Annotated in this window: 8 protein-coding genes and 1 riboswitch; of the genes, 3 read left to right on the top strand and 5 right to left on the bottom strand. The window is 51.8% G+C overall.

What is annotated here, in order from left to right:
• On the bottom strand, window positions 1-279 hold a 279-nt coding region (locus tag FJ147_25150), incomplete at its 3' end, for a hypothetical protein (protein ID MBM4259174.1).
• A gap of 115 nt (window positions 280-394) precedes the next feature.
• On the bottom strand, window positions 395-1,000 hold the full coding sequence (locus FJ147_25145; GenBank protein MBM4259173.1) for an HNH endonuclease: 606 nt from the start codon (window positions 998-1,000) through the stop codon (window positions 395-397).
• Window positions 1,001-1,175: 175 nt separating this feature from the next.
• On the opposite strand from FJ147_25145, the gene FJ147_25140 reads away from it, so the two are divergent.
• Window positions 1,176-1,418: a carboxymuconolactone decarboxylase family protein gene (locus FJ147_25140; GenBank protein MBM4259172.1), complete on the top strand. Its 243-nt coding sequence runs from the start codon at window positions 1,176-1,178 to the stop codon at window positions 1,416-1,418.
• A 60-nt stretch (window positions 1,419-1,478) separates the two neighbouring features.
• Window positions 1,479-1,748 (top strand): hypothetical protein, encoded by a 270-nt coding sequence (locus FJ147_25135; protein MBM4259171.1) that lies wholly within the window; start codon window positions 1,479-1,481, stop codon window positions 1,746-1,748.
• A gap of 295 nt (window positions 1,749-2,043) precedes the next feature.
• Here FJ147_25135 and FJ147_25130 read toward each other — a convergent pair whose 3' ends face one another.
• A complete protein-coding gene (locus tag FJ147_25130) occupies window positions 2,044-3,816 on the bottom strand; it encodes an SLC13 family permease (GenBank protein ID MBM4259170.1) in 1,773 nt (590 codons plus the stop codon).
• Between the two features lie 149 nt (window positions 3,817-3,965).
• Window positions 3,966-4,796, bottom strand: coding sequence for a PEP-CTERM sorting domain-containing protein (locus FJ147_25125; GenBank protein ID MBM4259169.1), 831 nt, complete (start codon window positions 4,794-4,796; stop codon window positions 3,966-3,968).
• Between the two features lie 626 nt (window positions 4,797-5,422).
• Window positions 5,423-5,518: riboswitch (cyclic di-GMP riboswitch) on the top strand.
• Window positions 5,519-5,878: 360 nt separating this feature from the next.
• On the opposite strand from FJ147_25125, the gene FJ147_25120 reads away from it, so the two are divergent.
• Window positions 5,879-8,197: a hypothetical protein gene (locus FJ147_25120; protein MBM4259168.1), complete on the top strand. Its 2,319-nt coding sequence runs from the start codon at window positions 5,879-5,881 to the stop codon at window positions 8,195-8,197.
• A 365-nt stretch (window positions 8,198-8,562) separates the two neighbouring features.
• On the opposite strand, the gene FJ147_25115 is transcribed toward FJ147_25120, so the two are convergent.
• On the bottom strand, window positions 8,563-9,009 hold the full coding sequence (locus FJ147_25115) for a hypothetical protein (GenBank protein MBM4259167.1): 447 nt from the start codon (window positions 9,007-9,009) through the stop codon (window positions 8,563-8,565).
• Window positions 9,010-9,078: the final 69 nt, after the last annotated feature.

Here is a 9,078-nt window from a genome sequence, read left to right as displayed (position 1 = left end):
CAGGATGGGGTCAGTCGGATCATTCTCCAAAATAAGATTGACTTCCGCGAGGCCAAGCGGTGCGCTTGACTCGTTTCCCGCAAAAATGACGTCGGTCATCTCTGAGCCACGCAGGTGCTTAGGGCTTTGTTCCCCGAGCACCCAACGTAGGGCATCAACGACGTTAGACTTCCCGCAGCCATTAGGACCGATGATCGAGGTGATACCAGCCGGAAACGTCAGCGCGGTCTTGTTTTTGAAGGATTTAAACCCGAGCAGCTCAAGCTGCTTAATCCGCATCTTCCCCACAACGCCTCCAATCCCTCACCCACTCCCTTTTTGGTAAGGGGGGAAATCCCAAGGGATAATGATTCTTTGAGTAGAGTACCACTATATATTGTGGAGTCAGGAAAAGCTACCGCTCAAGCAGTTCGGTATTCCAATATGCCGCGTCAACGACATTCAAGTACGGTAGCCATTCATGATAGCGCCGGAAACTAAACGTCTCTAACATGAATGGCGTCCACTCTGGACGCACTGGCTTACGAATCAACCGCATGCCTGCCTGCTCTGGCCGCCGTCCACCTTTATCTCGATTACAGACAAAACACGAGCACACCACATTTTCCCAGGTCGAGAGACCGTTCTGCGAACGAGGAATCACGTGATCGAGATTGAGTTCATTGCGCGGGAAGCGCTTGCCACAGTACTGGCAGGTGTTGTTATCACGCGCGAACACGTTGAAGCGACTAAACCGGACCTGGCGTTTCGGTACGCGATCATAGCCGACCAGCAACACGACTCGCGGGACGCGAATGACGCGGTCGATCAGGCTTACCGTGTCATCATTGAGCGTGGCTGAAAGCGCGCTCCAGCTGTCAAAGTCGAACGTGCGATATTGCTGGTCAACCGCTTTTGCCACTCCCTGATACAACAGTGACAGTGCCCGGCGAACAGAAGTCACATGCACGGGGAAGTACGATCGGTTGAGAACCAGCACCTTCGTGGTTAATACACTCATCCCCGTCTAACTTCCTGTATAAGCGTGAATTTTGCCAACCCAGAGTAACTGCCGGTCGGAGGGCTGTCAATCCTTATCCTCTATATCAGCAATAAAAATACCGCGTCCCTTGTGAAGAGGAAATCTCTAGGCCACAATGCCGTGATTTTACTGGAAGAAGAAAGGATCTTTCGTCATGTCGCGAATTCCCCTGGTCGAACCTGAAAATGCCTCACCATTAGTGAAAGAAACGTACAAAGAGCTAGAGTCGTGGGGTATGTCATTACTCAACGTCATGAAATTGTTTGCCAACCATGCAGAGTTCTTTGCTGGCTTCATCAAGTTGGCAAGTGCGCTGTACAAAAATCCCCATCTCTCACCACGTCATCGGGAACTTGCCTATCTACGGGCATCACAGGTCAACTCCTGCCATTATTGAATTCCCACGCACGTGATGCTCGGTCAGAGCGTCGGCTTGACCAATGAAGAGATGGCCTCAATGGCAGAACCAGAAACGTGCGCGTCATTCGATGAAACCGACCGCTTAGTATTGCGCTACGCGGATATTCTCACACGTGAAAACCGTTGTGACGATGCACTGTATGCGGAATTGGAAAAACGCTTTCCCAAGGTCGAGTTGCTCGAGTTGAGCTTTACTGTGGGATTGTCGAATTTAGTCAATCGCGTGCATGCGACGTTTCGCACCGACCTTGATGATTCAACCCGCGCCAAAGTTGGCGACGCGCCTATGTGCCCGATTGGGCGGTAAACAGATATAGGGCCCCTCCTTGAGATAGAGATGACCGAAGAGCAAACCACCCTTCGACAAGCTCAGGGTGTACGGATTTGCGTCGTGCTCGTGGCCCCGTTCGTGCTGAGCCTGTCGAAGTATGAACGGTGCACATCCACAACTGACTGCGGTGTTCAGCAATGCTAGTACCGCCGTTCATGCTGAGCGCTTCGCAACATGAACGGCATGCACATCAAAGATTTAGGAAACTTCTAAGCCACCTGCTTACTGTGAGCGTCTTGCTCTTGTCAAAGGAGAGAAGATCTCCTTGCAGTTACGGATGAAAGGGCCACACCCAAGGGATGATTGCCACCGCGACTGCCCAAATGAGCAGGTTCAATATTCCACCAAAGCGCAGGTAATCGCTGAACCGATAGCCTCCAGGCCCATACACCATCAGGTTCGTTTGATAACCAATGGGAGTGGCAAAGCCACACGAAGCTGCGATCATGATTGCCATTACAAACGGCAAATAGCTGGTCTCCAGCGTTTTGGCAGTTGCCATCGCAATAGGAAAGATCAAGACTGCAGAGGCGTTGTTGGACATCAGTTCAGTGAAGCACATTGTCAAACCATAAATAATCACTAAGGCAGCCCAGGGATCGTCACCGGTCTGGCTGAGCACCGTTTCTGCGATCGTGCGAGCGGCGCCCGTCGTCTCCATCGCCCGTCCAAGGCCAAAAGAAGCCCCAATCACGATGAGCACTTGCCAATCAATACTCCGCCGCGCGACAGCGCCAGAACAACACCCCGCCATAATCATGCCCCCCGCAGCCAGCATCGCCGCATTTAGCATACTCAACCATTCCAGACTCGCGACCAGAACCATGAGGCTCAGAATAGCAAGCGCAATCCATACGCGATCGTGCCGAGCGGGAGTGGAATCTTCTATACGGCTGATGAGAAAGAAGTCGCGCGAATTCTTGTGTCGATCTGCAAACTCAGGATGCGCCTCTAGCAACAACGTATCCCCAGCTTGCAAGACAATATCTCCAAGTTTCTTATTCATTCGCTCTCCATTCCGCGCTAAGGCAATGACTGCCGAGTCGTAGACAGAACGAAAGCGTCCTTCTCGAATAGTCATGCCGACCGATGGACAACTGTTTGAGACAACAGCCTCAACCAAACAGCGGTCGGTACGCGGAACGTTGAGCTTGAACACTTGGCTAGTTGCTGGTTGTAGTCCACGAATCTTCTGCAGATCAACCACCGACTCAACAACCCCCACAAAGACGAGCCGGTCTCCTCCATGAAGTCGCTCACGGGAAGCAACCGCTGGGAGCACTTGTCCGTCGCGCTCAATTTCCGCCAAATACAAGCCCGGGAGATGGCGTAACCCCGCTTCCTCAATCGTTTGCCCGACCAAAGAACTGTTCAAGTCCACAAGCATTTCAACAGTATACTGCCGGGCATCGTCTTGATCGCTCAGCACCGGTTTTCGGTCAGGCAGGATCCAGCGGCTCCCCACCAGTATGTACGCCAAACCGACGAGCGCGCATGGCAACCCTACCCACAGTGGATCAAAAAGCTGCAATGACTGCCCTACTTCACGGGCGATCAATCCACTCACCACGATATTCGTGCTTGTTCCGATCAACGTACACAGACCGCCAAGAATGGTGGCAAAACTCAGTGGCATCATCACCTTGGATGGCGCAATCCGATGCTTTTTCGCCCAATCAGCAACGACAGGGAGCATAATTGCAACGAGCGGCGTGTTATTCATGACCGCACTAAGCACGGCAGTAGGAACCATCATGCGTGCCTGTGCAGCAAAGACAGACTGAGGTTTTCCCAGGATTCGTTGCGCCACGAAGGCCATTCCCCCCGTTTCTCGCACTCCTGCCGCAACGACAAAGAGAACAGCTACCGTCAGCATCCCTTCGTTAGCAAATCCACCCAGGGCCTCTTTTTCATCGACGACACCAAGCGTCAGCAGGAGAGTGATCGCCCCAAGCATGATGACATCAGGCGCGATCCGGCTGAAGGTAAGCAAACTCACTACAAGCAGTAGTACACCGATGGTTACCCAGGCTTGCCAAATCATGACCGTGCCCCTTTATCTGATCAAGCGGAGGGACACAATGATGTGTTAAGTGAGGCTCGCCTTCCTCCGCGACACGAGTATATTTCCAATAGAGATAGTCACGAAGGAGGCGCCCGTGGGGATGTAGTGACGAGGCAAGCGTTTTGGGATTAGGCCTTTCTTAGTCGCCACCCGAGGAGCAGCATACCGCCCATGAGCAAAGCGATACTGCTCGGCTCAGGGGTTGAAGTGGTAGAGAAGTTATCGAAGGTAAAGCCAGCTCCCGTACCACCTACCAGCACTTCAGTAATCTTGATCGTGGCAATAGGCGCGCTCAGGTTGTTAAACGAGAAGGTAAACGGCAGCCCATCCGTTGGTCCGCCGCAACAACCACCAATCCCAGAACCATTCGGTCCGATAAAACTGAGGACACTTCCGAGCGACACATTCGCCACATCATACGCCTCAATGAGATATTGCTCACCCGAGTCGATGTCCCACATTTCGCCAGATGCACTAGAAACGAGCGTCCCAGAATATTTCACGAGAAAAGCATCGCCCTCCGATATGTAAACCGGGTTCGGCTCTGGCGTTTTGGGGCGACGCAGGGTCCATTCTCCGCCCTGACCGGTTCCGGTCTTGTCTGCATCCTCGTCAGTATCCGTGAGATAAGCGAATATCGCGTCATTCCCTCGCTTTTCGAAGCGTGCGTTGACATCGATAGCCAGATCCCCATCGGTATCAAAGCCGAAGGAAATGACTGTGGAGGCATCGACATAACTCGCTGTCAACTCTTCATTGTCCGTTGGTGTTGTCCCATTGGGACGGGTTTCAAAATTGATAGTGCCTGCGCTCCCTACTGTTGGGAAACACAACAGCGCAACAATAAACATGACCCTGGAGAAAGTAGAGAAATTTTTCACTGCCTGCGCCTCTCTGTCGGACCTTTCGCAGATTTGGCCGTTATGGATTGAGGAAGGAACGGCAGTAGACAGCATCATCGCCGCCCGCTGACAACAGAACAAATCTCCAGAAAGGTGATCCAGACTCCTCTCTATCACTTAATGTTACTTTATAATAACAAGTCACAAATTGAGCAGTCAAGAATAACTGGGTCACTTTTTTCTTTCTTTTTTGGGCCTTCCGCTCTCCTGATTTGCTTGAGACGGAGCAAAGTGGCACGGTTTGGCATTCAAGGATGGGTTTTTCACTAACAGCCCTCTAGTAGGAGCAGACCAAAGGTACCCCGGCGCTGCCGTTCATCACGCACTAGCGACATGATTGCTCTCGTCGCCAGTGACGGAACTGGCACGGGAGTCGAGGAGGAGCGAGAACGGCCTCTGGGAGGCTCGGCTAATCGCTTTTGGTCCGAAAAAGATGGGATGAGGCGTCTTTTTTCTTTGCGGCGTCTAGAGAGTCTCCTCAGCCTCCACAGCCAAACCCCAACAAATCCTAACAAATTCAATATCTTAACGCATAGGAGCGTATCTCCGCGGATATTGGTCCCAAAACGAAAAAAAAGTTAGGACCCCCCCTAAAGGGATTAGGTTATTCTCTAAACATAAGCTAAAGTTCTCTCCGTGAATGCCTATGTGCAGTGACAATGACAATGAGAAGAAAGAGGGACACTCGAAAAAGGCAAACCAGCTGAAAAGCTGGGACGCAAAGCCGCTGGCCTACGTCTCCACGGCGCGTCTGGAGATATGGTAGCAGGGCTGCCGAGCGATCAGGACGTCCTTCAGGACACACGTCGCAGATGATGAAAGTACGAGGTTTGATTCGTGCACCAGAGTAGACCACGATCTTTCCCGTTGTCGTTGCCCACCCAATTTTCTGCTTCAGGAGGTACTGAAACCTGCTGTCTTACCCCTGCCCCTCTTCTTCTCCCCATCAACTCTCTCACTTACTTAAACGTGTCCCAAAAGCCTGTTACCCAATCCTCTTTTCCATTTTCTTATTGCTCCACGGTGTTCCTGCTCACGCGCAAGCACCAACAAACGGCCTCATTGCCTATTGGCCTCTCAACGATGCAAGTGGAACCACTGCCACCGACTCATCAGGAAGCGGCAATTCAGCCCTCCTCATGAATGGCCCCACATGGGGTACCGGAAAGATTTCCGGCGGTGTGAACTTCGATGGCTACGATGACGTACTCTACGTCAGGTCCTCCAACTTTAATTTTACTGGAGATGTGACAATCTCCGCTTGGTTCAATCAAGCACTGTATGCAGGTCAAAACCAGGCGACTATTGTGTCTGGCGCAGATGACGCGCTCGCACCTAAGTTTATCTTGTATCTCGACCGCCCCAATAAACGGGTATGCATCTCGTCTGTCCAAGTCGTGAACTGCACCCCGTTCAACTCGTACACAACCGTGGGGCAATGGACCCATATTACGTTAGTTCGGCCCGCAAACGGCCAAAATGTCACGGTCTACATTAACGGCGTGCCAAAAGGATCCGTCTCTATTGGCACTCCAATTGCGGCACCAAGAGTAACGATTGGGCGCCTAGGACTCAACACCTCTCGGTTTGCTGGTGTTATTGACGAAGTCCGCATCTACACTCGTCAACTTGCCGCAACAGAGATTCCAAGCTTGCTGACTTCCTCTTCCTCGCCTCCTCCTTCATCTACGGCTCTTGATCTCGATCTCTCTGCCACACTGGCGTCGCTGTCAGTAGTCCAAGGCTCCTCTGTCTCTAACACCATTACTAGTAGCCTCATTCAGGTTACCGCCCAGCTCGAGGGAGACACGAGCCTGGCCGCTGCTTCCTCTCCGACGCTCCTCTCAAAGTTTGCTTCAGCCATTGCACAGCTGAGCCCTGGAGCAAGTATTGCGTATGCACTGCCAACCGACCCATTGATACTTGCCCAGACGACAGCGTCTCCTGTCTCTTTCTCTGTGACCGGGCTTCCGCTAAATACGACAGCTTCTTTCTCTGCCGCAAGTTGCACGCCCAATTGCAACACGACGCTTACGTTGAGAACCACTGCATCAACACCCGCTGGTACCTACACAATAAGTGTCAAAGGCACAAGCAGCGATGATTCCGACACAGCAACCTTCAAGTTAACCGTGAATCAGGCCCCTTCGACTCCTACTCCGCCCCCACCACCACCTCCTCCTCCTCCAACAACCACAACTTCTACTTGTGATACAGGTACCGCCGATGCTCCTTGCGCCCCAGCGAACAAACGTATTGTCGTTGTCGCCCAGGATGGCACTGGTCAACATCGCGATCTGAATCCAGCACTGCTTGCCGCTCAGCCTGGCGACACCATCCAAATTAAGAACGGTACCTACTCCTGCCCTGCGCCCTGCCCCCAAGGCTATTGGCTGTACAAAAGTGGAACAAGAGAGTTACCAATTGCCATTGTGAACTATCCCGGTCACAGACCCAAACTCACAGTAGGGATTATCTCATGGGGAGCGTGGGTCCTGATCGAAGGTCTGGAAATCACGCAAACCACTAATGGTATTGTCTTGTACTATTATCCTACCTATAACCAAGTTGCTCGTCACACCACTATTCGCAAGAACTGGATTCATAATACGGGGTTTATGGGAATCTATACTTCGGGTTTATCCCATTTACTCGTTGAGCAAAACGTCATTGAACGAGCCGGTCTCGGTCCTGCAGATTGTACAACGGATTGGGGATCTACTACTCACAGTACAATCTACAAATACGCCCATTGTCACGGCATGTATATAAACAACAGCACTGGAACTGCTTCTTTGCCAACGCCAACGACGAACGTAACGATTCGCCGCAACAAGTTTATCAGTAATGCTGGTATGGCCTGGGGCAATCGTACCGATGGTGTCCGTTCTACGAATTATCTCATTGAGAATAACCTCCTCCTTAACAATTCATTGAACCAAGGCTTCATTGATATGGATAAGAGTGTTATTCGTAACAACACCATCGTGCAGTTCTCGTTTGCAAAACCAAATGAGGCCCATAAGACGTGTTATTATAGTAACCACAACACCAGCAACATTATCGCCAATAATGTCTGCTACACCTCTCTGAATCCCGCAGAGACCTCAGTCAAGCCGGTTCATAGCTGGCGGGCTGATTCGACAATTGGCAATACCTGGACGAACAATGCCTTTTTTGCCAGACCAGGCACGCAGTGGTACTGGGGAGGGAATCTGGTAGAGAATTTCCTCGCGACCTATGCTCCGACCACCCAGGACAGCGCCCCCGTACTGCAGCCAGTCACGGTTGGAAATGGTTCTGAGGCGGGATTTGTCGATGCTCTGGGAGGGAATTTCGATCTCGGTGCCACCTCACCTCTCATCGGCACAGGCAATGCCTCGTACTGTCCGACAGTTGATATTGATGGCCTGCCTCGCGCCAAAGGAACCTGCGATATCGGCGCATACGCACGATAATAGCAGCAACAACAACCTCGACGGTTACGACTTCACTCGTAACCGTCTGAGCAAATCATACTCAGTAGACTTCTTGCAAAAGCAATCCAAGCTCCTGACCAAGCCCTTGATTCCGCAAAGGGAGAGCTAGGCGGAACGAACTTTTGCAAGAGGTCCAGAGCATCTTAGGAACTGCCGGTTTTACTGCGAGGTTTGGAAAGTGCGAACCTGGGAAGGAATCTGCGGGTGGGAATGAGAACGGGGAATTATAGACTACGCGTGGTTAGCGTCGTTGCCGTTGAGTAACAGCAGGTGAGGTGAGGAATCAAAAGGGGCTGAATCTTGTTGAAAGATGAGGAAAATGGACCTTTCGTTCTAAAGGGGTCTTAGTCAGCCGCCGCCTCTAATGAGGTAAGAGAGCTGTGCGCCACGGCAGGAGAGATGTCTTTGCGAAAGACCAGCACTCGCGTCCAATACGTCCGAATCAAACTGGCGAGGAACGGTATCCGCTCGGCCCAGCGTGCAATCTGCAGAATCCGCGGCTTATAACTGACCTGCATATACGCCACCTCTTCCCAACTCCAACTAATGGGAAGAACAGCAAAGAGTTGTCGGTACTGCCGTCCGCTCCAGTAATTGAGCGCCGCGTGTGCGTATTCATAATTGCGCCGAGCAACCTCGTGAGCTGTCAAATCGCGGTGGCCACTCGCTCGAACCCCCAACACAGCCCACAGGAAGTACCAAGCTGTATGCTTGAACGGCGGCAGACCTCCTAAGGCATGGGCAAGAATTAAGTTACCGATTAAGAGCGAGGAAGAAGCGTATAGTTCCAATCGCCATGAAACTTACCGGGTTTGATATTGAGCGCTTGAAACTCATCGTCGGAGACCTGTAGGCCTTTG

This window comes from Deltaproteobacteria bacterium (assembly GCA_016874775.1).
Taxonomy (GTDB): Bacteria; Desulfobacterota; Binatia; order Bin18; family Bin18; genus VGTJ01.
Note: the sequence above shows the minus strand (reverse complement) of the source record. Positions and strands in the feature narration are given on the sequence as shown.

Bases quoted from the DNA above. Each gene is read 5' to 3' on its own strand.
- FJ147_25145 (MBM4259173.1), bottom strand. From the start codon at position 1,000: ATGAGTGTATTAACCACGAAGGTGCTGGTTCTCAACCGATCGTACTTC.
- FJ147_25140 (MBM4259172.1), top strand. From the start codon at position 1,176: ATGTCGCGAATTCCCCTGGTCGAACCTGAAAATGCCTCACCATTAGTG.
- FJ147_25135 (MBM4259171.1), top strand. From the start codon at position 1,479: ATGGCAGAACCAGAAACGTGCGCGTCATTCGATGAAACCGACCGCTTA.
- FJ147_25130 (MBM4259170.1), bottom strand. From the start codon at position 3,816: ATGATTTGGCAAGCCTGGGTAACCATCGGTGTACTACTGCTTGTAGTG.
- FJ147_25125 (MBM4259169.1), bottom strand. From the start codon at position 4,796: ATGATGCTGTCTACTGCCGTTCCTTCCTCAATCCATAACGGCCAAATC.
- FJ147_25120 (MBM4259168.1), top strand. From the start codon at position 5,879: ATGAATGGCCCCACATGGGGTACCGGAAAGATTTCCGGCGGTGTGAAC.